Here is a 23,783-nt window from a genome sequence, read left to right on the forward strand (position 1 = left end):
ACCACCTCATCGGGGTACGGGAGGTGGATGGCATGGCGCTCGCGGCGGCCGGCGACACCTGGGGCATCGACGGGACGACCTTCCTGTTGGGGTACGGCGTCCTGGCGGTCGGGGTGTTCATCGCCTCCGTGCGCGCCCGGCGGGCGCTGGCCGATCCCGGCCAGAAGCACGTCGTGCCCGACCTCACCGGGCGGCACAACGACGTCGCGTACCTCAACGGCGGCGCCGATCTCGCGGTCTGCTCCGCGCTGGCCAGGATGCGGGTGCAAGGCCTGGTCGCGGCCCACAAGGGCACGATCACCGCGACCGGGCGGCCGGGCCCCGACAGCGACGAGCTGGAGCGCGCGATCGCGTTCGCCACCGCCTCCCCGACCCCGCGGGCGCGGCTGACGTGGCTGCGCCCGGTGCGGACGGCCCTCGACGGCATCGACCGCCGGCTCGTCGCCGAGGGTCTGCTGCTCTCGCCCGAGCAGCGCCACCGCATCCGCCTCGTCGGGCTGTGGATGACCGCGGTGGCCGGCTTCGGCCTGCTGCGGCTGCTCGCCGGCATCGCCGACGCGCGGCCGGTCGGGTTCCTCGTCGTGGCGCTGCTCATCGTCGCCGTCGTCGCGGCGGTCCAGCTCCTGCAGGCCCCGCGGCGCACCCGGACCGGCGACCGGGTGCTGGCCACGATGCGCGAGCAGCTCGACCGCTACGCACCGCACAACCGGCCCGACTGGGCGCTCTACGGCGCCCAGGCCGCCGCGCTCGGCGTGGGCCTGTTCGGCGCGCAGGCGCTGTGGGCGTCCGATCCCGCGATGGCGGACGCGCTCGCGCTGCAGCGGCTGTCGGGCAGCGGGTCATCCGGCTCGGGCGACTCGTCGTGGTCCGGCGGCGACAGCGGGTGCGGGAGCAGCAGCGGGTGCGGCGGGTGACCGTCCCGAGCGCCGGCGCCGTCCCCGAGCTGGCCGGGGTGGGCGTCGGCTGGCGCCCCGAGATCTCCGGGTGGGTCGCCGACCGGCCCGGGTTGCGGTTCGGCGAGGTGATCGCCGAATCGATCGCTCCCGCGGTTCCACCTCGAGGGGTGGTGGAACTGCGGGAGCGGGGGGTCGAGGTGGTGCCGCACGGGATCCGGCTGTCCCTGGGCGGCACCGATCCGCTCGATCCCGGGAAGGTCACCCATCTCGCGGCCTGCGCGGCCGCGCTGGGTAGCCCCGTCGTGAGTGAGCACGTCGCGTTCTGCGGTGCTGGGGGGCTCACGGCGGGGCACCTCCTCCCGCTGCCCCGCACCCGGGCGGCGCTGGACGTGCTGGCCGCCAACGTGCGCCGCTTGCAGGCCGAGCTGGACGTGCCGGTCGCGCTGGAGCCGATCGCGTCGTTCCTCGACTGGCCGGAGGACGAGTTCACCGAGGCCGACTTCCTCACCGAGCTGCTGGAGCGGACGGGCGCGCTGCTGCTGCTCGACGTCGCCAACGTCTACGCCAACGCCGTCAACCGCGGCCGCGACCCGCGCACGGCGCTGGACCGGATGCCGCTCTCCCGCATCGCCTACGTGCACATCGCCGGCGGCGCCGAGCATCCCGACGATCCCGGCATCTACCACGACACGCACGCCGATCCCGTGCCCGAGCCGGTGTTCGCACTGCTCGGCGAGCTGGTGGACCGGATCGGCGGAGCGCCGCCGGTGATGCTGGAGCGCGACGGGCGCTACCCGCCCGCGGAGGTGCTGTCCGCCGAGCTCGACCGCATCGCCGAGACGGCCGGGCTGGCCACGCCCGCCCGATGACCGGTCCTCGCTCCGACCACGACGGCCGCGCCGACGTCGAGGAACTGGCCATCCGCCAGGCCGAGCTGGTGGCCGCGCTCGTCGCGGGCGGCGCCAGCCCGGCGGGGTTCGACCCGGCCCGGCTCGCCGCCACCCGCCGGGCTCTGCTGCGCAAGCGGGCCGGGGAGGCGGCGAAGGCGTGGCCCCTGCTCGCCGCCGCACACGGTGCGGCGTGGCCCGCGGTGTTCGCCGAGCACTGCGCCGGACGCCCGCCCGCGGGGCCGCTGCGCGACGGCTGGGACGTCGCCCGCGCCCTGCGCGCGGGCGGCCGGCTGCCAGAGGCGGCCGTCACAGAGCTGGCCGAGCGGGAGGCCGCGCTGCACTACGACGGCACCTCCGCCCCCACCCCGCGGCGGTGGCGTCGGTTACGCCGCCGGTTCTTCGGCCTCCGTCGTGCATAAACTCCGCGGGGACTGTGCGCCGGGGCATCGGGCCCCGGCCGGCTGGCTGATCACGGGAGGCCGACAGCTGTGGGGCGCTTGACCAAGGTCCTGGTGGCGAACCGGGGAGAGATCGCCGTCCGGGTCATCCGGGCCTGCCGGGACGCGGGGTTGGCCAGCGTCGCGGTCTACGCTGACCCCGACCGGGACGCGCCGTTCGTCCGGCTCGCCGACGAGGCCTTCGCCCTCGGCGGGACCACCGCCGCCGAGTCGTACCTCGACATCGCGAAGGTGATCGACGCGGCGGAGAAGGCGGGCGCCGACGGCATCCACCCCGGCTACGGCTTCCTGTCGGAGAACGCCGACTTCGCCCAGGCCGTGATCGACGCCGGCATCACCTGGATCGGCCCGTCGCCGCAGTCGATCCGTGACCTCGGTGACAAGGTCACCGCCCGGCACATCGCCATGCGCGCCGGCGCCCCGCTGGTGCCCGGCACCGCCGACCCCGTCTCGGGCGCCGACGAGGTGGTCGCCTTCGCCGAGGAGCACGGCCTGCCGGTCGCGATCAAGGCGGCGTTCGGCGGCGGCGGGCGCGGCATGAAGGTCGCGCGCGAGGAGAAGGAGATCGTCGAGCTCTACGAGTCGGCGGTGCGCGAGGCCACCGCGGCCTTCGGCCGCGGCGAGTGCTTCGTGGAGCGCTACCTCGACAAGCCGCGCCACGTCGAGACCCAGGTGCTCGCCGACCAGCACGGCAACGTGATCGTCGTCGGCACGCGCGACTGCTCGCTGCAGCGGCGGTTCCAGAAGCTCGTCGAGGAGGCACCCGCACCGTTCCTGACCGAGGAGCAGCGCACCACCCTCTACGAGGCCTCCAAGGCGATCGTGAAGGAGGCCGGCTACTACGGCGCCGGCACCGTCGAGTTCCTCATCGGCCAGGACGGGCTCATCACGTTCCTCGAGGTGAACACCCGCCTGCAGGTCGAGCACCCGGTCTCGGAGGAGACCAGCGGCATCGACCTGGTGCGCGAGATGTTCCGCATCGCCCAGGGCGAGCCGCTGTCGATCCTGGAGGACCCGCAGCCGCGCGGGCACTCGATCGAGTTCCGCATCAACGGCGAGGACGCCGGTCGCGGCTTCCTGCCCGCCCCCGGCACGGTCACCTCGCTCACGCTCCCGTCCGGCCCCGGTGTGCGCGTCGACTCCGGTGTGGAGACCGGCTCGGTGATCGGCGGGCAGTTCGACTCGCTGCTGGCCAAGCTGATCGTCACCGGCTCGGACCGCACGCAGGCGCTGGAGCGCGCCCGCCGTGCGCTGGCCGAGTTCCAGGTGGAGGGCATGGCCACCGTGCTGCCGTTCCACCGGCTGATCGTGGACGACCCGGCGTTCACCGCGACCAGCGCCGAGTCGTTCGCCGTGCACACCCGCTGGATCGAGACCGAGTGGAACAACACGGTCGAGCCGTTCACCGGCGGCGCGGAGGCCGAGGACGAGCAGGCGCCCCGGCAGAACGTCGTCGTCGAGGTGGGCGGACGGCGCCTGGAGGTGTCGCTGCCGGGCGACTTCGCCATCGGCACCGGCGGCGGTGCAGCGCTCGCCGCGAAGAAGCCGCGCAAGCGCTCCGGCGGCCGGGCCGCGGCCGCCGTCTCGGGTGACGCGGTCACCGCGCCCATGCAGGGCACCGTCATCAAGGTCGCCGTCTCCGACGGCGACGTGGTCGAGCCGGGCCAGCTCATCGTCGTGCTCGAGGCGATGAAGATGGAGAACCCGGTCACCGCGCACAAGGCGGGCACCGTCACCGGGCTGTCGGTGGAGCAGGGCGCATCCGTGTCGCAGGGCACGGTGTTCTGCGAGATCAAGGACTGATCGACCGCGCCCGGCTCCGCGACGGCGGAGTCGGGCGCAGATCAGGCCAGGACCTCGTCGAGCACACCCCACTCCGGGATCCGGCCCATCCCCGACGGCTCCCGCACGTTCTTCGTCCGCGTGAACTCCAGCAGGCTCTCCACCGCGTGCTCGCGCCCGTAGCCGGAGTCCTTGAACCCGCCGAAGGGCGTGCCGAGCAGGGCCCGGTTGAAGTTGTTGATCAGCACGACGCCGGCCTCGATCCGCCGGGCGACGCGGCGGGCGCGCGGATGGTCAGCGGTGTAGACGGCGGCGAGCAGGCCGTACGGGGTGTCGTTGGCCAGCGCGACAGCCTCGTCCTCGTCCGCGAACGCAAGCACGGCGGTGACCGGTCCGAACACCTCGTCGCGGGCGATCGCCATGTCCGGGGTGACGTCGGTGAGCAGCGTCGGCGCCACCCAGTAGCCGCCGGCGAGCGCGGGATCCTCGGGCACCGACGCGGTCGCCGCCACGTTCGCCCCGGCGGCGACCGCCGCGTCCACGTGGGCCTGCACCCGGTCGCGGTGCGCGGCGGTGACCATCGGTCCCACGTGCGTGCCCGCGGCCATCCCGGGTCCGACGCGCAGCCGCCGCACCGCCCCGGCCACCTGTTCGACGAACGCGTCGTGCACCCGCTCGTGCACCAGCAGCCGCGACGCGGCCGTGCAGGCCTCGCCGCCGTTGAAGAACGCCCCTTCGACGGCGCCGCGCACGGCCGCGCCGAGATCGGCGTCGTCGAACACGATCAGCGGGTTCTTGCCGCCCAGCTCCAGCACCGCGGGGGTCAGCGCGTCGGCGGCGAGCTTGAGCACCGCGCGCCCGGTCGCCGTGGAGCCGGTGAACGACAGGTGCTCGACGAGCGGGTGCCCGGCCAGCGCCGCACCGGTCTCGGGGCCCGGCCCGGGCACGACCTGCAGCACGCCGTCCGGCAGCACGGTCTGCAGCAGCTCGACCATCCGCAGGATCGTGAGCGGGTCCTGCTCCGGCGGCTTGAGCAGCACGCAGTTGCCGGCGGCGAGCGCGGGCGCGGCCTTGCCGGCGGTGTGGATCGGCGGCCAGTTGAACGGGATGATCCCGGCGACCACCCCGTACGGCTCGCGCACCGTGTGCGCGGTGACCGGGCCGAGGTCGATCGCGTCCCCGTGCACCTTGTCGGCGAGCCCGCCGAAGAACGCGAACGACGACACCGCGAACGCCACGTCGAAGTCCCGGGAGATGTGCAGTGGCTTGCCCATCTCCCGGGTCTCCAGCTCGGCCAGCTCGTCGGCGTGCGCAGCGATCACCCGCGAGCACTCGGCCAGCAGCGCGCCGCGCTCCCGGGCACCGACGTGCCGCCACAGCTCGTCGTAGGCGGCCCGGGCACGCCGGACGGCGGCGTCGACCTGCGCCGCGCCGCCGCCGCGCACCACCGCGATCTCCGCCCCGGTCGCCGGGTCGTGCACGGCGAACGCGTGCTCCGGGCCACCCGACCAGGGACCGCTGAGCGCCGGCAGCCTCACGCCCGCAGCCCGAGGGCGTCGAGGATCTTCGTGCGGGCCTGCTGGAACGCGTCCAGCGCCGCCGGGTTCGCCAGGCTGTCGCGGCTCGCGACGGTGTCCGGGTCGGCGCCCATGAGCAACCGCTTCACCGGGACCTCCAGGATCTTGCCGGTGAGCGTGCGCGGCAGCTCGGCCACGGCGAACACCCGGTCGGGGACGTGCCGCGGCGAGCACTCGCGCCGGACCACGTCCTTGATCCGCGCGACCAGCTCGTCGTCCAGCTCGACGCCGTCAGCGAGCGTGACGAACATCGGCACCTGCCCCGGCCCGTTCTCCTCGGGCAGGTCGACCACCAGCGCCTCGGTCACCTCGGGCAGGGTCAGCACCGCGCGGTACAGCTCGGCCGAGCCGATCCGCACCCCGCCGCGGTTGATCGTCGCGTCGCTGCGGCCGTAGAGCACGCCGCCGCCGTGCTCGGTGATCTCCAGCCAGTCGCCGTGCCGCCACACGCCCGGGTACGTCGTGAAGTACGCCTCGCGGTAGCGGCTGCGGTCGGGATCACCCCAGAACGACACCGGCATCGACGGCATCGGCTCGGTGATCACCAGCTCGCCGGTCTCGCCGACCAGCGGGCGGCCCTGCGGGTCCCACGCCTCGACCGCGACGCCGAGGATCGGGGCCTGCAGCTCCGAGCGGTACACCGGCAGCCACGGCACCGGCCCGAGGAACGGCCCGGCGACGTCGGTGCCGCCGCTGATCGAACCGAGCCAGATGTCCGGTCCCAGCTCGCCGTAGACCCAGTCGAACCCTTCCGGTGAGAGCGCCGATCCGGTCGAGCCGAGCGCGGTGAGGGCCGCCAGCTCCCGGCCCTCCCGCGGGCGGATGCCGGCCTTCATGCACGACTGGATGTAGCTCGCGCTGGTGCCGAACATCGTCATGCCGGTGTCCTCGGCGAGGTCCCACAGGACGCCGAGGTCCGGGTGGCCGGGACTGCCGTCGTAGATGATGATCGACGCCTCGGTGAGCAGCACCCCGACCATCACGTTCCACATCACCCAGCCCGTGGTGGTGAACCAGAACATCCGGTCGCCGCGATGGGCGTCGAGGTGGAACGCCGAGGCCTTCAGCTGGTCGACGAGCATCCCGACGTGGGAGTGCACGATCGGCTTGGGCAGCCCGGTCGTGCCGGAGGAGTAGACGATCCACAGGGGGTGCTCGCCGGGCACCCGCGTGAACTGGAGCGGGGCGCCGGGCCGGCCGAACTCCTCCCACTGCACCGGATCGCGCAGGCCGGACAGATCGGCGTCCGGGTCGAGCGCCCGCAGCACCACGGTCGTGCGGACCGTCGGCAGCGCGTCCTGCAGCGCCCGCACCTCGGCGCGGCGGTCGAACGGCTTGCCGCTGTAGGTGTAGCCGTCGACGGCGAGCAGCACGGTCGGCTCGATCTGGGCGAACCGGTCGACGACGCTGCGCACCCCGAAGTCGGGCGAGCAGGCCGACCAGATCGCGCCGATGCTCATGCAGGCCAGGCCTGCGGCCAGCGTCTCCGGCACGTTCGGCAGGTAGGCGGCCACCCGGTCGCCGACGCCGACGCCCGCCTCGCGCAGCCCGGCCGCCAGTGCCGCGGTCCGCTCCCGCAGCGTGCCCCACGTCCACGACCGGGCGGGCACGCCCTCGGCCGCGTACTGCACGGCGAGGGCGTCGTCGGCCTTGCCGCGGAAGACGTGCTCTGCGTAGTTCAACCGGGCGCCGGGGAACCACTGCGCACCGGGCATCTCCCGGCGGCCGAGCACTCGGTCGTAGCCGGAGTCGGAGGTGATGTCGAAGTACTCCCACAGCGAGGCGTAGAAGGCGTCGAGGTGCTCCACCGACCACCGGTGCAGTGCCCGGTAGTCGTACTCGGGCAGCTCGAGGCCGCGGTGCTCGGCGAGCCAGTGCGCGTAGCGGGTGAGGTTGGCGCGGGCCCGCCGGGCGTCCGACGGCGTCCAGAGCAGATCGCGCTGCGTCGTCATCGCGGTGGTCGGGTCAGCGGAAGGCCGGGATCACCTTCTCGCCGAACAGCCGGATCGACTCCATCGCCTTCTCGTGCGACGGCCCGGTGGGGTGGCGGAAGCGCATCACGAAGTAGTCCGCGCCCAGCTCCTGGTGCCAGCGCTCGATCTCGTCGATGACGTGCTCGGGCGAGCCGATGATGAACCGGTCCGGCGCCACCTTGTCGAAGGTGAACTCGTCGACCGAGGACAGGTCCGCGATCCACGGGTCGGCGAGGGGGCTGTAGCCACCGGCCTGGTAGTAGAACCGGTGCGACATCATCAGGTGCTCGGCGTACTCCTCGATCGCCTGCTCGGTGGTGGGCGCGACCCAGCATTCGCGCAGCACCGCCACCCGCGGGATCCGCCCGTGCTTCGCCGCCGACTTCGCGTAGATCTCGTTGAACGTCTTGAAGGTCCCGATCGTGTTGATCACGTCGGTGACCCACGCGTCGCCGAGCCGGCCCGCCCGGCGCAGACCCTGCGGCGTCCACGCCCCCAGCCACACCGGCGGCCGCGGCTGCTGCACCGGCTTCGGGGTGATCCGCATGTTCTGGAAGTGGAAGACCTCGCCGTCGAAGTCGAGGTCGTCGTGCGTCCAGGCCTCCTGCAGGAACCGGACGGTGTCCTCCATGAGCGCGCCGCGCTGGCTCGGGTCCACGTCGAACGCAGCCAGGTCCTCGCTCACGTAGCTCGCACCCAGTCCGAGGATCAGCCTGCCGTTCGAGATCACGTCGAGCAGAGCGGCGTCCTCGGTGAGCCGGATGGGGTTGTACAGCGGCGCCAGCGCCACGCAGCTGCCGACCTTCAGCGTGGTCGTCTCGCGGGCCACCCCCGCCGAGACCATCAACGGGTTCGGGAAGTAGCCGTCGGCCTGCTGGTGGTGCTCGGTGATCAGGCACGAGTCGAAACCGACCGACTCGGCCATCTTCGCCTCGGCGACGATCTCGTCGTAGACGCGGGCCATGTCGGCGCCGTCCGGCCAGTCCTCGGTGATGGGGAAGATGCCGAACTGGATCCTGGCCATGGCGTCTCCTTCTGCAGCATCGCAGGGGGGAAGGGGCAGATCGGGACGTTAGGCCCGTGTGAGCTGCCTCTCAATGGGCCCGGCACAGGCTTGGTGCAACAAGTGTTGTGACCGCCCACAAGGGAACGGCTACAGGCCGAGCAGCCGAGCCGCGGTGGCGCCCAGGACCTGCTCGGCCGCGTCCGTCGGCAGCGCCTCGCGGATCAGCTCGACGACGTGCTCGTCGCCCATGTCGTACGGGTAGTCGGTGCCGACGACGACGTGGTCGGCACCCATCTGCTGCACCAGGAACCGCAGGTGGGCGGCGTCGTAGACGAGCGCATCGACGTAACAGCGGCGCAGGTACTCCGACGGCGGGCGGTTCGGGATGCAGCGGCGGCCCTCCGGCCGGTGCGCCCACGCGTGGTCCATGCGGGAGCTGTAGAACGGCAGGTAGCCGCCGCCGTGGACGAACACGAGCGCGAGGTCCGGCAGCTCCTCCAGCAACCCGGAGTGGATCATCCGGGTGGCCGCGACCGTGGTGTCGAGCGGATTGCCGACGACGTTGGTCAGGTAGTACTCGGTGAGCCGGTCGCCGCCGGTGAACCCGTGCGGGTGCAGCAGCACCGGCACGCCCAGCTCCGCGGCGGCCGCGAAGAACGGCCGGAAGCGGCGGTCGTCGAGATCGAGGCCGTTGACGTTCGTGCAGATCTCCACCCCGCGCATGCCCAGCTCGCGCACGCCGTGGTGCAGCTCGGCGACCGCGGCCTCGACGTCCTGCAGCGGCACCGTGGCGAGCGCGACGAACCGGTCCGGGCGGTCGCGGGCGAACTCGGCGAGGTGCTCGTTCTGCATCCGGGCCAGCCGGCGGCCGAGCGCCGGGTCAGCCCAGTAGTAGAACTGCGGCGGCGCCGCGGAGATCGCCTGCACGTCGATGCCGGTGCGGTCCATGTCGGCGATGCGCTGCGCCGGATCGGTCAACTTCCCGGCGAGCGCCGCGAACTGGGTGGCGTTGTAGGCGGCCGTCTCCGGACCGCTGAACCGGGTGAACGGGTCGAGCCACGCCGGGGCAGGACCGTCGAGCAGCTTCTCGCACGCCGGGGTGGAGACGTGGGCGTGCAGGTCGATCACCCGCGTCACGTGCCCGCACCCAGCACGTCGTCGACGACGAAAGCGAGCTGGATGCGCAGCAGGGCCTGCGGATCGTGCAGGTCCACGCCCAGGATCTCCTCGATGCGGTGCAGCCGGTAGCTGATCGTGTTGGGGTGCACGATCAGCGCCTCCGCGGTGACGGTGGCGTTGCAGCCGCAGCGCATGAACGCGCGCAGCGTCTCGACGAGCGTGGTGTCTCGGCGGCGGTCGTAGCTGCGCAACGGATCGAGGATCTGCTGCATGAACTCGATCAGCTCGTCGGGCCGCTCCACCTGCAGCAGCAGCCGGTAGATACCCAGGTCACCGAGGGCGACGACGCGATCGGTGCCGCCCGCGCGCTGGGTCAGGTTGAGCGCGCCGACGGCGAGCCGGTAGGCGTCGGCGTACTCGGTGACGTTCTCGCAGGCCCGGCCGAGGCCCACCGACACCGTGCCCGGGCTGCACGAGGTGCAGTGCCCGCGCAGCCGCTCGGCGATGTCCCGGGCGTCGGGCAGACCGGGCCGGTGCGGCCACAGCACGATGACATCGCCGCCGCGGGCCGCGACCAGCGCCTCGGCGGCCGTGGCGTTGACGACGTGCTGGACCTGGGTGAGCAGCGAACGGTTGCCGTTCGACGCCTGGTCGACGCCGGGATCGGGACGCACGACCAGCAGCGTGTGCGGCAGGGCGAGGTCGACGCCGAAGTGCCGGGCCCGGCTCACCGCGGCGGGCGGATCGACGGCGGGGGCGGTGAGCAGCTCGTCGAGGAACTCCCGCGACAACCGCCACTCCACCTCCTGCGCGGTGCACATCTTCGAGACGGCCAGCGCCACCACGCTCGCTCCGCGTTCCAGCACGCGCCGCTGCCAGGCCGCGCCGGGGTCCTGCAGGTCGAACACCCACACCCGCCCAGCCAGCTCCCCGGCCAGCACGATCGGCGCGACCAGCCCGTTCTCCCCGTCGATCGGCACGGCGCGGTACTCGTCGCTCGCGCGGTGGGCCGGCGGGGCTGCCCCGGCCGGGCAGTGGCGGTCGGCGGTGGCGGCGAGCCGGTTGCCGTCCGCGTCCTCGACCACGACGTCGGCGCCGAGCTCGCGCGCGAGGTGCTCGATGACGCGGGCCAGCGGTTCCCCGGCGAGCAGCAGCCGCAGCAGCGCCCGGTGCACGCGCTCGGCGCGCTCCTCGACGCGGTGGCGCTCCTCCAGCTCGGCGACCCGGGCGCGCAGCCGGGCGTTCTCGGTGCGGCCGCGCTCGCGCCGGATCGCGGCCTCCATCGTCAGCGCCACCTGGTTGGCGAAGGTCTCCATGAGGACGACCTCGTCGGCGGGGACGTCGCGCGGCGGGCGGCTGTAGCAGCTGATCACGCCCAGCACCCCGCCGACGCCGGTCAGCGGCAGTGCGAGGATCGCCCGGTAGCCCTCCTGGGCGGCCGCCGCCTCCCACTCGCTGCAGGTGGGATCGGCGCAGATGTCGACGAGCGCGACGGGCCGCTGCGAGCGGTACGCGCGGCTGGTCGGGCCCTCCGCGGTCGCGCCGGGGGTGATGCGCGGCGGGCGCTCGGCGTTCACCCGGGTCACGTACTCGACGGACAGTCCGTACGAGCCGAGGATGACCAGGTGCCGGCCGGTCTCGTCCGGCACGAACAGCGAGCAGAAGTCGTACCCGGTCAGGTGCACGACGGTGCCGGCGGCGAGGCTCGCGACCTCGGCCGGGCCGAGCCCGCGGTTGACCGCCCTGGCCAGCTCGGCGGCGGCGTCGAGCCACGCGCGCAGGTCATGGGCCGAGCCGACGGCTCGATCGTTCGTCAGAGCTGTCATCCGACCCCACCCTCATCGGTGCGTGGCCAGCAGAAGTGTAGGGGCGATGTCGAGGCCGCGGGCTGTGCTCGCCCACAAGCGGAGCGGCCGACGGTTGCCGCCGAACCCATGGAAAGGCCCGGGAAGCCGCTCCTATCCTCGCCCGACGCCGACAAGCCCCCACGCGACGACAAGGGAGTCCGCCGTGGTCAAGGTTCTGCTCCAGCTGTATCCGGTCATCCCCGCCACGCGGGCGGAGCGCGAGGCGCAGCGGCCGATGGGCCGCAACCGCGAGCGCTACCAGGAGCTGCTCGGTGGCTGGCACGACATCGTCCGGGCCGCCGACCGGCTGGGCGTGTGGGGCGTGGCCACCGTCGAGCACCACTTCCACTCCGAGGGCTACGAGGTCGGGCCCAACCCCGGTGTGCTCGACGCGTACTGGGCGGCGATCACCGAGAACGTGCGCGTGGGCCAGCTCGGGTACGTGATGAGCGCGCAGAACCCGATCCGGGTCGCCGAGGAGACCGCGATCCTGTCGCACCTGGCCGAGGGCCGGATCTTCGTCGGCTTCGCCCGCGGCTACCAGTCCCGCTGGACGAACATCCTCGGCCAGCACCTCGGCGCCCGCGCGACGCTCTCGCCCACCGGCACGCCCGCGGAGAAGATGGCGCTGCTGTCGGACGAGGAGAAGCAGCAGCGCTTCGCCGACGACAAACTCAACCGGGAGATCTTCGAGGAGCAGGTCGATCTCGTCCTCAAGGCCTGGGACAACGACGCCATCGAGGCCAAGGGCCGCTGGCAGATCCCGTACCCGTACGAGGAGGGGATCGACTGGACGATGACCGCGACGAAGGAGATCGGCGCGGTCGGCGAGATGGACGACGACAACAGGATCCGCCGGGTCAGCGTCGTCCCCGCCCCGTACTCACGGGAGCATCCACCGATCTTCATCTCCTCGAACGCCAGCCGGGAGACCATCGAGTACTGCGGCCCGCGCGGATTCATCCCGACGTACTTCTCCAAGATCGAGCGCGCCGCCGAGTACGGGCGGGCCTACGTCGATGCGGCGAAGGCGGCTGGTCGCCACTACGCGCTCGGCCAGAACCAGGCGCTGGTGCGCTGGGGCAACATCGCCCCGACGATGGAGCAGGCGCGTGCCAACGTCGAGGCGTGGGACGTCGACATCTTCCGTGATCTCTACGGCGGCACCACGCCGATGATGTTCGACCCGGCCAACCCCGTCGACTCCGTTCTGAACAGCGGGCTGTGGGTGATCGGCTCGCCGGACGAGGTGCGCGATCAGTACGTGGAGCAGTGGCGGAAGCTGCCCGCCGAGTACGTCGTACTGATCTACCACTTCGCGCAGCAGCCGGCCGAGAGCGTCATCGAGAACGTCGAGATGTTCATGCAGCACGTCAAGCCGGCACTGGACGAGATCACCTCGTCCTACGAGGGGTGAGTGCGATGACCACCGTGAACCCGGACGTCGAGCGGGCGAGCACCGGACGCGCGTACCGCGGGCAGGACCTGATCGAGGACTACATCCGCCGGTTCTCCAACTGGGGCCGCTGGGGCGAGGACGACCAGCTCGGCACCCTGAACTTCGTCGGCCCCGAGGAGATCCAGGCCGCGGCCGCGCTCGTGCGGCAGGGGAAGGTGATCTCGATGGCTCTGCCCTACGACGGGTTCGGGCCGCAGACCGGCGGGTTCCGCGCCAACCCGCTCAACATGATGACCGCGACCGGCACCGACCACGTGCAGGGCCACCAGGACCCGCTGCCCGGCAAATGGGGCCCGGCGCACGGCTTCGGGTTCGCCGACGACGTCGTCGTGATGCCGAACCAGGCCGGGACGCAGTGGGACGGGCTGTCGCACATCTTCTTCGAGGGGAAGATGTACAACGGCGCCGACGCGAGCCTGGTGACCGCGAAGGGCGCCAAGCGCTGCGGCATCGAGACGCTGAAGAACCAGCTGGTCATGCGCGGGGTGCTGCTCGACGTCGCCCGCTACAAGGGGGTCGATGCGCTCGAGCCCGGCTACGCCATCGGCCCCGACGATCTCGACGGCACCGCCGAGGCGCAGGGTGTCCAGATCCGCCGCGGCGACTGCATCATCATCCGCACCGGCATGCTCGGCGAACGCCGCGGCCGCTGGGGGGACTACGCCGGCGGGGACGCGCCCGGCATGTCGCTGTTCAGCGCGCCGTGGTTGTACGAGCACGAGATCGCGGCGATGGCCGCCGACACCTGGGGGCTGGAGGTGCGGCCCAACCAGGTCGAGCTGTTCCAGCCGCTGCACGTCATCGCGCTGGTGCACATGGGCATGCCGTTCGGCGAGGTGTGGGACCTGGAGGCGATCGCGGCCGACTGCGCGGCCGACGGCGTCTACGAGTTCCTGCTCTCGGCCACCGCCCTGCCGATCACCGGTGCGTGCGGGACCCCCCTCAACCCCGTCGCGATCAAGTAGGGGGTGCGGTGGAGTACCGGCTCACCGATGAGCAGCGGGAGTGGCGGGAGCGGGCGCGGGCCTTCGCTCTGGAGGAGGTGGCGCCGCGGGCGGCGGAGCTGGACGCGAAGGTCGACCCGGCTGAGGCGTTCTCCTGGGAGATCGTCGAAGCCGCCGACGCGCGCGGCCTGCGCCTTGCCCCGTTGCCGGCGGAGTACGGCGGCGGGGGCACCGACTTCCTGACCAACGCCGTCATGCTGGAGGAGATCGCGGCGGCCGACATGGGCGTCGCGGTGGTCCTGGCGCAGACCTGGAAGTTCGCCCAGCTGCTGATGGAGCTGGGCACCGCCGACCAGCGGGAGCGGTGGCTGCCGCGGCTGGCGGAGAACCCGCGCGGGCTCATGGCGGCGTCGTTCACCGAGCCCGGCTACGGCTCGGACAACGTGCTCACCTACGCCGGCGTCGACGGCGGGATGCAGTCGACCGCGACCAAGGTCGAGGGCGGCTGGGTGCTGCGCGGCGAGAAGCACTACATCTCCAACTCCAACCGCGCCGACATCATCCTCGCACTGATGCGCACCGACCCGACCGTGCCGGTGAAGGACGGGTGCAGCGCGTTCATCGTGCCCGCCGATCATCCGCACGTCCGGTTCGGCGTGGTGCACGACAAGATGGGCGAGCGGCTGGCGAACAACTCGGAGATCTTCTACGAGGACGCGTTCGTCCCGGCCGAGGACCTGCTCGGGGCGGAGAACGCGATCCTCTCCGACGTCGCGCGGCTGCTGCGCGGCTCGAACGCCTACGCCGGGATCTGCACGATCGGCGTCGCCCGTACCGCGCTGACCAGGGCGATCAAGCGGGCGAAGGTCCGGGTGCAGGGTGGGAGACCGATCATCGGGCACAGCGTGATCGCAGCCGAGCTCGGTGATCTGTGGGCGCGGCTGGAGGCCGCGCGCACGTACGTCTACCGGGCGGCGTGGGCGGCCGACCACGCCGACGCGTTCGACCCGAAGATGGCCGCCGCGCCCAAGCTCGTCGCGTCGGAGACGGCGTTCGAGGTGACCCGGCACGCGCTGGAGATCTTCGGCGGCTCCGGGGTGATGCGCGAGGTCGGCATGGAGAAGCTGCTGCGCGACGCCACGATCTTCCTGCACTCCGACGGCACCAACACGATCATGCGCCGGAAGATCGCGGCCGATCTCGCGGCGCGGACCGACGAGCAGCTCGACCGCATGTGGGACTGGTGATGCGGGCAGCCCTCCTCGACGCGTTCGACGGTGATGTCCGCATCGTCGAGGTGCCGACGCCGCGGCCTGGACCCGGCGAGGTCCTCGTCGACGTCGCCGCCTGCGGGGTGGGCCTGACGCTCGAGCGGGCCCGCACGGGCGCGCTCGGCGGTTCGACCCCGCGGGTGGTGGGGCACGAGATCGGCGGTGTGATCGCTGATCTGGGGTCCGGGGTGACCGGGTGGGCGGTCGGCGACCGCGTCACGACGTCGTTCTACCTGCTCTGCGGGCGGTGCACGTGGTGCGCGGGCGGCCGCGAGACGCTCTGCGCGAACTGGGGCGGGTTCGTCGGGGTGCACGTCGACGGCGGGCTGGCCGAGCAGGTGGTGCTGCCCGCGCACGGGCTGGTCGCCGTGCCCGGTGACGTCTCGCTCGCCGCCGCGGCGATCGCCGCCGACGCGATCGCGACGCCGTACCACGCGCTGACCGCGCGGGCGCCGGTGCGGGCGGGCTCGACCGTCGCCGTCATCGGAGCCGGCGGCGGGGTCGGGGTGCACACCGTCGGGATGGCCCGCGCGCTCGGCGCCCGCGTGGTCGGGATCGAGGCCGAGCCGGGCAAGGCGGAGCGGCTGCTGGAACTCGGCTGCGACCTCGTCACCGGACCCGAGGACGCGACCGACCTGCCGTGGCCGATCGACGTGTGCGTCGACACCGTGGCGTCGCGGGACACGCTCGCGGCCGCGGTGGGGATGCTCGGCCGGGCCGGCACCGTCGTGGTGGTGGGTTTCCAGGCCGGGTCAGCGTTCGAGCTGGACCCGCGGCCGCTCGTGCTCGACGAGGTGGTGATCACCGGGTCCCGGTACGCGACGCGCGCGGAGATCGCCGCGGCCCTCGACCTGGTGGCGCACGGGAAGGTCCCGCCGGTGATCGGGGCGCGGTTCCCGTTGGCCGAGGTGGCCCAGGCGTACCGGGCGATGCAGGACAACGCGGTGTTCGGGCGGATCGTGGTGGAGGTGGACCCGGCCTGAGGGCGGCCGCTCCTGTCCGGTCCTGCCGAGCAGCCGCCCCAGCTCCGCCACCGGTTGCGGATCTCGCCGGCGTGAGCGGCGAAGCCGTACTCGGCCCCGGCCGCGGCGCGGCGGTCCCGCACTGTGGCGAGCGGGGCGGCGACCGCCCGGCGGCGGGAGTCGGTGTGCTCCAGCTCCTCCTCGACCCTCCTCGACGGCCGGCTCGCAGGGGTCGGCTGCTGCCCGGGGCCAGCGTCTGCGCGGATGCGCGCTGCCCGGTGCACCCCTCAACGCGTCAACCAGGACTCGAAGCGCGTCGGTCCGGTGATGTCCGCCGTGCCGGCCGGCACCAGCGACTCCGCCGCGACCTTCGCACCGAAGAAGCGGGCATCGTCGCTGGTCACGACGGTGCGGGAGGCGTTCTGAGCAGCGAGCGCCTCGATCACGAACTCGGCCAGGGGACGGCGGTCCGGCCCGGCCATGTCGAGGATGCGGTTCGCCGGCTCGCCGGTCGCGATGCGGGCGAGCGCGGCCTGCACGTCGGCGACCGCCACCGGCTGCAGCTGCGCGTCGGGCAGCGTCACGGTGTCACCCGCGGTGCAGGAGTCGGCGATCGTCGTGAGGAACTCGTAGAACTGGGTGGCCCGCAGGATCGTGAACGGCACGCCCGACTCGCGCACCAGCTGCTCCGCGGCGGCCTTGGCGGTCAAGTGACCGTTGTCCGGCAGGCCGTCGGCCCCGACGACCGAGACCAGGACGTGGTGGCGCACGCCCGCGGTCCGCTCGGCGGCCAGCAGGTTCGTGGTGGCGGTCGTGAAGAACCGCAGCATCTCGGCGGGATCGTGGGTCGGCGCGTTGGTGGCGTCCACGACGGTGTGTGCGCCGACGAGGGCCGCGGCCACCCCCTCGCCCGTGACGGCGTCGACGCCGCTCGAGCGGGACGCGGCGACCACCTCGTACCCGGCCGCGGTGAGCCGCTCCACCAGCCCGCGCCCGACCAGCCCGCTGCTCCCGACCACGACGACCTTCATCTCGCACCCCCAAACTCGGACAACTTCTGTCCGAGAACATTACTCGGACTCATCATGTCCGAGTCAAGTAGCCTGAGCCCGTGAAGCTGTCCGGCGGCGTGGAGTGGGCCCTGCACTGCTGCGTCGTGCTCACCGTCGCGCGCGCCCCCGTGCCCGCTGCCCGGCTCGCCGAGCTGCACGACGTCTCCCCGACCTACCTGGCGAAACAGCTGCAGGCGCTCTCCCGAGCCGGCCTCGTGAGGTCCGTGCAGGGCAAGGCGGGCGGCTACGCGCTCACGCGCCCGGCGTCGTCGATCACGGTGCTGGACGTCGTCGAGGCCATCGACGGCCCAGATCCGTCGTTCGTCTGCACGGAGATCCGCCAGCGCGGCCCGCTCGCCGCCCCGCCGCAGCGGTGCACCGCGCCGTGCTCGATCGCCCGGGTGATGCACGAAGCCGACCGCGCCTGGCGGGAGTCGCTGCGCCGGGTCACGATCGCCGAGATCGCGGACGACGTCGCGGTCACGTCGGGGCCGGACACGCTGCCGACGGTCGCGAAGTGGCTGGACGAGGCCTGACGCGAGTCCCCCGTTCCGCCCGCGCGAGTCCCGCATGCCGGCGCGCGAGTCGCGCGTTCAGACAGGCGAGTCCCCCGTTCCGCCCGCGCGAGTCCCGTGCTCGGGCGCGCGAGTGTCTCACGCGGTCGGTCGAGACCGGCATCTCGGCCGACGAGCTGTCCCCAGCACGGCCCGCTGTCCACATGTCGATCTTCGCGTCTCCTCGGACCGCCCTGGGCACGGGACAGTACCGGCATGCCCACGGTCCCCGACGGCCTGCACGGCGCGCATCTGCGGTCCGCACTCGTCGCGGCGCACGGCAAGGCCTGGCTCAGGAACGCGCTCGACAGCGGCGGGCTGCGCCCGATGTGGCGCGGCGTGGTCGTCGAGACCGCACGGCTGACGGACGTCTGGACGCGGGCCGCCGCGGCGCTGCTCACCACCGATCCGCGGGCGGTGATCACGCTGGAGACCGCGGCCGCCCTCCACGGCTGCACGGCGGTCGACACCTCGAAGACGCACGTCCTGCTCCCCTACGGATGCGGGACGCAACAGCCGGGACGGCCTGGTGGTGCACCACGGCGGCTACTACGAGGACGACGTCGTCGACCGCCCGCAGGGCTGCGCGTCCTGTGCAGCGAGCGGGTCGCAGCCGAGCTGCTCTGCTCCTCCCTGCCGCAGGACGGGATCGTCGTCGCGGACGAGGTCCTGCGCCGGGCGGGGGAGCACCACGAGCTCGCCTCCGCGCAGATCCTCAGCCGGATCACCCGCCGTGCCGATCCGCGGGGCACGGTGCGCACCAGGAACGTCCTGGACCTCGCCTCTCCCCGCGCCGAGTCGGCGCAGGAGAGCCGGCTGCGCATGATCCTGATCCAGCGCGGCTTCCCGCTGCCGGAAGTCGACTTCTGGGTGCAGGACGTGACCGGGCGCCGGGTCTGCCGCGTGGACCTCGCCTGGCCGGACGTGCGGATCGCCGTCGAGTACGACGGTTACGAGGCCCACGTCGGGCGCGGGGCAGCGGATGCCGCGCGTGCCGAGGACCTGCACAGCCGCGGCTGGATCGTCATCCGGGTGGACAAGCACGACATGCGTGACCTCGGGCGGGTCGTGCGTGAGCTCGACGAGGCGTTCGCGGAGCGCGGGTACTCGTGGGTGCGGCGCGAGATGGCCGGTGACGCTCCTGACCAGGGATCCCACGCGGTCTTCGCCGCGCACGGTGAAGACCTCACCCGACCGAACGCGGGACTCGCCGCACAGAACGCGCAACTCACCCGACCGAGCGCGAAACCACCGCACCGGACACGCGACTCGCCGGGCGGGGTGCAGGACTCGCGCTCCGCCCTCAGCCGCAGGGGCGGTTGCGCAGATCGCGGACGTAGTCGTCCGGCGCCCCCGCGGCCTCGGCCGCGTCGGCGAGGGTGTTGAGGTAGCGGGCGCTGGGCAACCCGCCCTCGTAGTCGTTGAGCACGTAGATGTACGCGAGCACGTCGCCGTCGAGCGTGGAGACCCGGACGCGCAGCTTCTTGTGCAGACCCAGCTCACCGCCTTCCCAGCGGTCGAGGTTGGCCGCGTCCTGCTCGGTGACGTCGTAGAGGACGACGAACACCTGCGAGTCCGGGTCCGGGACGACCGTGGAGAGGGCGCCTTGCCACGTGTAGTCGGCCCCGCCGAAGGTCAGCCGCCAGCCGACGAGCCAGCCCGTGCCCGCCATCGGCGAGTGCGGCGCCCGTTCCTTCATCTGCGCCGGGTCCATGTTCGACCCGTAAGCGGCGTAGAGCGGCACCGGTACAGGGTAGAGCGCCGCCCCCTGCGTACGGTATGTGGGTGACCCGCATCGTGATCATGGGCGGTGGCCCGGCCGGATACGAAGCGGCACTGGTGGCCGCGCAGCACGGCGCCGACGTCACCGTCGTCGAGCGTGACGGCATGGGCGGCGCGTGCGTGCTGCACGACTGCGTGCCCTCGAAGACGCTGATCTCCTCCGCCGGCGCCCGCGTGGAGCTCGGCCGCGCGCCGGATCTGGGGCTCGCCGCGGACGAGCAGGCGATCGGGGTCGATCTCCCGACCGTGAACGAGCGGGTGAAGGGCCTGGCCCGCGCCCAGTCCGCCGACGTGCGGGCCCGCGTGGAGCGCGAGGGCGTGCGCATCGTGCGCGGCACCGCCGTGCTCGGCGAGAGCACCTCCGGCCGCGCGCCGCACACGGTCGTGGCCAACCTCCCCGACGGCGGCACTGAGCAGCTGTCCGCCGACGTCGTGCTGATCGCGACCGGCGCGACCCCGCGCATCCTCGACGACGCCAAGCCCGACGGCGAGCGCATCCTCACCTGGCGCCAGCTCTACGACCTGGAGGAGCTGCCGGAGCACCTGATCGTCATCGGCTCCGGCGTGACCGGTGCGGAGTTCGTCTCGGCGTACGTCGAGATGGGCGCTCGGGTCACCCTGGTGTCCAGCCGCGACCGGGTGCTGCCCAGCGAGGACGCCGATGCCGCCGCCGTGCTGGAGGACGTGTTCGCCGCCCGCGGCGTCGAGATCCTCTCCCAGGCGCGCGCCGAGTCGGTGCACCGCGACGGCGACGGCGTCGTGGTGACGCTGGCCGACGGCCGCAAGGTCACCGGCTCGCACGCGCTGATGACCGTCGGATCGGTGCCGAACACGACCGGAATCGGGCTGGAGACGGTCGGCATCGAGACCAATCGGGGCGGGTTCATCCCGGTCGACCGGGTCTCGCGCACGAGCGTCCCCGGCATCTACGCGGCGGGCGACTGCACCGGCGTCATGATGCTCGCCTCGGTCGCTGCGATGCAGGGCCGGATCGCGATGTGGCACGCACTGGGCGAAGGCGTCGCGCCGATCAAGCTGAAGACGGTGGCCGCTGCGGTGTTCACCCGCCCGGAGATCGCCACCGTCGGCATCAGCCAGCGCGCGATCGACGCCGGTGAGGTCCCGGCCCGGACGATCATGATGCCGCTCTCGACGAACCCGCGCGCCAAGATGCAGGGGCTGCACCGGGGCTTCGTGAAGCTGTTCTGCCGCCCCGCGACGGGCGCCGTGATCGGCGGCGTGGTCGTGGCGCCGGTGGCGAGCGAGCTGATCCTGCCGATCGCGCTGGCGGTGCAGAACGGGCTGACCGTGGACGATCTCGCCTACACCTTCTCGGTCTACCCGTCGCTGTCCGGGTCGATCACCGAGGCCGGGCGCCAGCTGATGCGGCACGGCGACCTCGACTGATCACTGGCCTGATCAACCGGTCACGATGCCCTTCGCCCGGGCGGCGGCGAGCCAGCGCGGGAACTCGGCGAGCAGCAGATCGTAGAACCGGCCGTCGGAGATGTGGTCGGGGTTGCTCAGCCGGGCGAACCCGCAGTTGTCGACCAGGCGGATCTTCATCGTGTCGAGCTTCGCGTAGCGGGTGAAGTCGGCCGAGCCCAGCCCGACGAACTGCCAGAACACCGGCTTGGCGGACGCGGCGCGCAGCAGCACGGACGTCTCGAGGTTGCGGCGCACACCGCCGTCGGCGAAGAACAGCACGAGCGTGGGGTCGCCGTGGGTCGCGGCGTGGTCGAGCACCGCTCGGATCGCGGCCGGTTCGTTGTTCCGCAGCCCGACGCCGTGGTAGTCCAGGCCCGCGATCCAGTCGCCGACCCGGTCGACGTGCAGGTCGGGCAGCTGCTGCGCGGTGTCGGCGAACTTCCAGGCACGCACCACACCGATGTCGAGCACGGCCGCGATCGGCGCCACCCGCTCGACGATCCGCCCGACGACGCCGTCGACGTAGGCCAGGGACATGGAGCCGGACGCGTCCAGGACGAGCACGACGCGAGCCCGGGCCCCGGCGCGCCGTTGCGGGCGAGGGTGTCCGCGATCCGCTGCTTGCGGGCCTCCAACTGCGGGTCCACCGGTGCGAGCTGCGGGGCGAACGGGAGCGGCGCGAGGTGGTCGGGCCACTCGGCGAGATCGGGGACGCGCGGCGGTGCCGGGCGGGGCAGCCCGACCGTCGGATCCTCCGCGGCGCCGGTCCGGGCACTCGCGACGGACGCGGGCTCGGGCTCCTCGTCGATCGTCACACCGAAGTCGGTGGCCAGCGCGGCCAAGCCGGCGTCGTAGCCCTGCCCGACGGCGCGGAACCGCCAGCCGTCCCCGCGCCGGTAGAGCTCCCCGCCGATCAGTGCGGTCTCGGTGCTCGCGGTGATCGGGAACTCGGCGATCGCCTCATCCGCGGCGGTGTCCAGCCGCAGCACGAGGTCCGCCACCTGTCCGAAGGTGCCCGCGTCGAGCAATGCGGCGAGCACGATCCGCTCGATCTCCGGCTCGACGCCGGGCAGATCGACCTCCACCGCGGGTCCGTCCTGGCGGACCGCGCCGGACAGGTGCCGCGGCTGGTTGTAGAAGACGAGATCGGCGTCGTCGCGCACCCGGCCGCCCGGGCCGAGCAGCAGCGCGGACACGTCGATCTCCGACAGGCCGTCGGTGGGCAGCCAGCTCAGCACAGCCCGGAGTGGTGTCGTCGGGACGGGCGTGTTGGCGCCCGCTGTCAGCGACCTGGCCGGCGACATGTGCGTCAGTCTCGCAGCCGCGACCCGGGAGGGTCGCGACCAGGGATCGGCTCCGGGGCATCCCTGAGGATGTGCGCACCGCCTCAGCCGATGCTCGAGGTATGACGATCCAACCCACCCAGCCCACCTCGTCGCAGGTGCCCGTCACCCCGGTGCTCGTCGCCGGGATCGGCGCGCAGCTGGTCGACGACCTGGCGTTCATCCTGCTCTCGCCGCTGGGCCTGCTCGGCCCGTTCGCCGCGGTGCTCGCGCTGGCTGCGACCGCGGCCGGCGCCCGCTACGTGACCCGCCGGGCCACCGGACCGGCGATCGCCCGCACCGGTCTGGCCGTCGGCCTCACGTCGGCGGCGGTCGGCCTGCTGATCAGCGGCCTCGGCCTGGTGCCGATCCTGATCGCCGGCCTGACGGTCGTCGCGGGTGTGGCGGGCGCGGTGATCGGCCGCGGCGTCACCGACTGACTTCCAGCCGGTAGTCGCCGACCGCGTCGTCCCACTCCATCGTCACGAGGCCGCGGGCGCGCGCCGCCTTCGTGAACGCCGAGAACGTGTTGTAACCGTAGCGCTTCTCGCTGAACCCCGGCCACCGCTTGCGCAGCTGGTCCTTCAGCCCGGACAGCTGGGTGCCGCCCAGGTCTCGGACGACGTCGGCGAGCAGCCGGAACGCCTCGTCCTCTCCGCTGTCCTCGGGGAAGAACACCTCGGGATCGCCCGGCGCGGAGCCGGCCCGCAGCGCGACCACGTGCTCGTCCGCCAGGTGGCGCAGCAGCTCGCCGAAGGCGCGGAAGCCGTGATCGGCCTCGTCGAACGTGGGGTCCTTGCGGAGGATGGCGCGCTTGAGCCGGGAGGCGTGGACCGGGCCGTCGGCGTGCCGGGCGAGCCCGGCGAGCGTGGCCGCGACGAGCTTGCCGACGTCGTCGCGCGCCGGCGGCACCTCCTCCGCGGCGGCGTCCGGCTCCTCGACGGGGGTGCGCTCGACGCCGGGCAGGCGGTCGTAGAACAAGAACTCGTCGCAGGCGGGCGGCAGGAGCTGCGAGGTCGACGACTGCACGCCGATCCCGATGACCCGCTTGTCCAGCTCACGCAGCTTGTGCACGAGCGGGGTGAAGTCGGAGTCGCCGGTGCCGATCGCGAACGTCGTGATGAACGACCGCTCGTAGGCCAACTCGATCGCGTCGACCGCCATCTTGATGTCGGCGGCGTTCTTGCGGGAGCCGCCGAGCCGCTGCGGGATGTCGATCAGCTCGACCTGGGCGCGGGCCAGCAGCCTGCGGTCTTCGTCGAACGACGACCAGTCGGCATACGCGCGGCGGATCACCACCCGGCCGCGCTCGGCCAGCGCGTCGGCCACCGGGCCGAACGCGAAGGGGCTGACGCCGAGCCCGTCGCGCGCGCCGATGGCGAGGTTCTCGTAGTCCAGGAACAGGGCGATCCGCTCGTCGTCGGAGATCACCCGGTACATCGTGGCACGTCCGGCGGCACA

The 23,783-nt window shown here is 72.8% G+C and carries 21 protein-coding genes and 1 pseudogene; 12 read left to right on the forward strand and 10 right to left on the reverse strand.

The features are described 5' to 3' along the window. The first annotated feature begins 32 nt into the window (after positions 1-32). The 4 genes from BUE41_RS12685 to BUE41_RS12700 all read left to right on the forward strand — a co-directional run bounded on the left by BUE41_RS12685 (position 33) and on the right by BUE41_RS12700 (position 4,047). On the forward strand, positions 33-914 hold the full coding sequence (locus tag BUE41_RS12685) for a TIGR04222 domain-containing membrane protein (RefSeq protein ID WP_073457263.1): 882 nt from the start codon (positions 33-35) through the stop codon (positions 912-914). Then, on the forward strand, positions 911-1,765 hold the full coding sequence (locus BUE41_RS12690; protein WP_084754883.1) for an MbnB/TglH/ChrH family RiPP precursor modification enzyme: 855 nt from the start codon (positions 911-913) through the stop codon (positions 1,763-1,765). The genes BUE41_RS12685 and BUE41_RS12690 overlap by 4 nt, the downstream gene beginning before the upstream one ends. Continuing rightward, entirely contained in the window at positions 1,762-2,205 is a 444-nt protein-coding gene (locus BUE41_RS12695) for an SCO6045 C-terminal-like domain-containing protein (protein WP_073457264.1), read from the forward strand. The genes BUE41_RS12690 and BUE41_RS12695 overlap by 4 nt, the downstream gene beginning before the upstream one ends. Before the next feature lie 69 nt (positions 2,206-2,274). Beyond that, positions 2,275-4,047: an acetyl/propionyl/methylcrotonyl-CoA carboxylase subunit alpha gene (locus BUE41_RS12700; RefSeq protein WP_143172116.1), complete on the forward strand. Its 1,773-nt coding sequence runs from the start codon at positions 2,275-2,277 to the stop codon at positions 4,045-4,047. Positions 4,048-4,088: 41 nt separating this feature from the next. Here BUE41_RS12700 and BUE41_RS12705 read toward each other — a convergent pair whose 3' ends face one another. From BUE41_RS12705 to BUE41_RS12725, 5 genes are all read right to left on the reverse strand, one after another. After that, positions 4,089-5,564 carry an aldehyde dehydrogenase family protein gene (locus BUE41_RS12705; RefSeq protein ID WP_073457266.1) on the reverse strand — a complete coding sequence of 492 codons (1,476 nt, stop codon included), beginning with the start codon at positions 5,562-5,564 and terminating at the stop codon, positions 4,089-4,091. Continuing rightward, positions 5,561-7,555 carry an acetoacetate--CoA ligase gene (locus BUE41_RS12710; RefSeq protein ID WP_200803877.1) on the reverse strand — a complete coding sequence of 665 codons (1,995 nt, stop codon included), beginning with the start codon at positions 7,553-7,555 and terminating at the stop codon, positions 5,561-5,563. The genes BUE41_RS12705 and BUE41_RS12710 overlap by 4 nt, the downstream gene beginning before the upstream one ends. Positions 7,556-7,568: 13 nt before the next feature. Then, the gene (locus BUE41_RS12715; protein ID WP_073457267.1) at positions 7,569-8,600 is read right to left on the reverse strand and encodes an LLM class flavin-dependent oxidoreductase; all 1,032 of its coding nucleotides are present in this window, start codon (positions 8,598-8,600) and stop codon (positions 7,569-7,571) included. Between the two features lie 129 nt (positions 8,601-8,729). Then, entirely contained in the window at positions 8,730-9,719 is a 990-nt protein-coding gene (locus tag BUE41_RS12720) for an amidohydrolase family protein (protein WP_073457268.1), read from the reverse strand. Beyond that, positions 9,716-11,527, reverse strand: a complete 1,812-nt coding sequence (locus tag BUE41_RS12725) for a helix-turn-helix domain-containing protein (RefSeq protein ID WP_073457269.1) — start codon at positions 11,525-11,527, stop codon at positions 9,716-9,718. Before BUE41_RS12725 ends, BUE41_RS12720 begins: the two co-directional genes overlap by 4 nt. A gap of 184 nt (positions 11,528-11,711) precedes the next feature. On the opposite strand from BUE41_RS12725, the gene BUE41_RS12730 reads away from it, so the two are divergent. The 4 genes from BUE41_RS12730 to BUE41_RS12745 are packed head-to-tail and all read left to right on the forward strand — an operon-like array spanning position 11,712 to position 16,205. Then, positions 11,712-12,965, forward strand: a complete 1,254-nt coding sequence (locus BUE41_RS12730; protein WP_073457270.1) for an LLM class flavin-dependent oxidoreductase — start codon at positions 11,712-11,714, stop codon at positions 12,963-12,965. Between the two features lie 5 nt (positions 12,966-12,970). Further along, entirely contained in the window at positions 12,971-13,972 is a 1,002-nt protein-coding gene (locus BUE41_RS12735) for a cyclase family protein (RefSeq protein ID WP_073457271.1), read from the forward strand. A gap of 8 nt (positions 13,973-13,980) precedes the next feature. Then, entirely contained in the window at positions 13,981-15,198 is a 1,218-nt protein-coding gene (locus BUE41_RS12740; RefSeq protein WP_073457272.1) for an acyl-CoA dehydrogenase family protein, read from the forward strand. After that, positions 15,198-16,205: an alcohol dehydrogenase catalytic domain-containing protein gene (locus BUE41_RS12745; RefSeq protein ID WP_073457328.1), complete on the forward strand. Its 1,008-nt coding sequence runs from the start codon at positions 15,198-15,200 to the stop codon at positions 16,203-16,205. Before BUE41_RS12740 ends, BUE41_RS12745 begins: the two co-directional genes overlap by 1 nt. 266 nt (positions 16,206-16,471) lie before the next feature. On the opposite strand, the gene BUE41_RS12750 is transcribed toward BUE41_RS12745, so the two are convergent. Beyond that, complete coding sequence (locus BUE41_RS12750) at positions 16,472-17,215, reverse strand: SDR family oxidoreductase (RefSeq protein ID WP_073457273.1); 744 nt, start codon at positions 17,213-17,215, stop codon at positions 16,472-16,474. 80 nt (positions 17,216-17,295) lie between these two features. On the opposite strand from BUE41_RS12750, the gene BUE41_RS12755 reads away from it, so the two are divergent. Further along, positions 17,296-17,772 carry an RrF2 family transcriptional regulator gene (locus tag BUE41_RS12755; protein WP_073457274.1) on the forward strand — a complete coding sequence of 159 codons (477 nt, stop codon included), beginning with the start codon at positions 17,296-17,298 and terminating at the stop codon, positions 17,770-17,772. Positions 17,773-18,006: 234 nt separating this feature from the next. After that, positions 18,007-19,176 carry a DUF559 domain-containing protein gene (locus BUE41_RS12760; RefSeq protein ID WP_073457275.1) on the forward strand — a complete coding sequence of 390 codons (1,170 nt, stop codon included), beginning with the start codon at positions 18,007-18,009 and terminating at the stop codon, positions 19,174-19,176. Here the strand turns inward: BUE41_RS12760 and BUE41_RS12765 are convergent. Continuing rightward, a complete protein-coding gene (locus BUE41_RS12765; protein WP_073457276.1) occupies positions 19,094-19,534 on the reverse strand; it encodes a gamma-glutamylcyclotransferase in 441 nt (146 codons plus the stop codon). The two genes, BUE41_RS12760 and BUE41_RS12765, sit on opposite strands and share 83 nt — an antisense overlap. A gap of 41 nt (positions 19,535-19,575) precedes the next feature. Between BUE41_RS12765 and BUE41_RS12770 the strand changes: the two genes are divergently transcribed. Beyond that, positions 19,576-20,979 (forward strand): NAD(P)H-quinone dehydrogenase, encoded by a 1,404-nt coding sequence (locus BUE41_RS12770; protein ID WP_073457329.1) that lies wholly within the window; start codon positions 19,576-19,578, stop codon positions 20,977-20,979. Positions 20,980-20,991: 12 nt separating this feature from the next. On the opposite strand, the gene BUE41_RS31270 is transcribed toward BUE41_RS12770, so the two are convergent. Both BUE41_RS31270 and BUE41_RS32900 read right to left on the reverse strand, forming a co-directional pair. After that, positions 20,992-21,564 carry a VWA domain-containing protein gene (locus tag BUE41_RS31270; protein ID WP_200803878.1) on the reverse strand — a complete coding sequence of 191 codons (573 nt, stop codon included), beginning with the start codon at positions 21,562-21,564 and terminating at the stop codon, positions 20,992-20,994. Between the two features lie 266 nt (positions 21,565-21,830). Beyond that, a pseudogene (locus BUE41_RS32900) lies at positions 21,831-22,304 on the reverse strand (TerD family protein); the annotation flags it as partial. 101 nt (positions 22,305-22,405) lie between these two features. Here BUE41_RS32900 and BUE41_RS12780 point away from each other — a divergent pair. Then, a complete protein-coding gene (locus BUE41_RS12780) occupies positions 22,406-22,762 on the forward strand; it encodes a hypothetical protein (protein WP_073457277.1) in 357 nt (118 codons plus the stop codon). On the opposite strand, the gene BUE41_RS12785 is transcribed toward BUE41_RS12780, so the two are convergent. After that, positions 22,752-23,762 (reverse strand): PIN domain-containing protein, encoded by a 1,011-nt coding sequence (locus tag BUE41_RS12785; protein ID WP_073457278.1) that lies wholly within the window; start codon positions 23,760-23,762, stop codon positions 22,752-22,754. The two genes, BUE41_RS12780 and BUE41_RS12785, sit on opposite strands and share 11 nt — an antisense overlap. Positions 23,763-23,783: the final 21 nt, after the last annotated feature.

It is taken from the genome of Pseudonocardia thermophila (assembly GCF_900142365.1).
Taxonomy (GTDB): Bacteria; Actinomycetota; Actinomycetes; order Mycobacteriales; family Pseudonocardiaceae; genus Pseudonocardia; species Pseudonocardia thermophila.